This window comes from Mesorhizobium sp. M1A.F.Ca.IN.020.04.1.1, assembly GCF_003997315.1.
Lineage (GTDB): Bacteria > Pseudomonadota > Alphaproteobacteria > Rhizobiales > Rhizobiaceae > Mesorhizobium.
Window position 1 is genome coordinate 1 of the sequence record NZ_RZSN01000435.1, and the last position, 401, is coordinate 401.

General features: G+C 61.6%; 1 protein-coding gene. It reads right to left on the reverse strand.

Translation table 11 applies throughout. The features are described from left to right. Positions 1–185 precede the first annotated feature (185 nt). On the reverse strand, positions 186–401 hold a 216-nt coding region (locus tag EOA49_RS32405; RefSeq protein WP_127243617.1), incomplete at its 5' end, for a DUF736 family protein.

The following is a 401-nucleotide window of genomic DNA, read 5'->3' on the forward strand; positions in this document are numbered from 1 at the left end:
GTCGCCTTCTTGCGCCTTGCGATGGCCTCCGGGGAACGATCCGGGCGAGCGGAATGAATGTTCATCGGCAAATCTCCAGTTACGACGCACCCTAGCAGAAAAAGCGCTGAAAATCGACCGCCTCGGGCGGTTTCCGACTTCGCGAGGAGAAAGCGCCCGGCCTTTCGCCGGGCGCCTCGCCGCGATCAATCGCGGGGTTCCCATTCGATGATCGACTGCAGTGTGGAGTCGTCCTGGCCCGGGAAGCGGCCGAGATTGGCGTTGTAGCCAAGGCGCTTGATCGAGAGCGTGTAGTAGGGCTTGCCCTCGGCGTTCTTCTTCTTCCAGATGCCGCCTACGTCGATGTCGTGGCCGCGTGGCGATTTGGCGTAGACGCGATGCGTCGGTGCTTTCTCATTGTC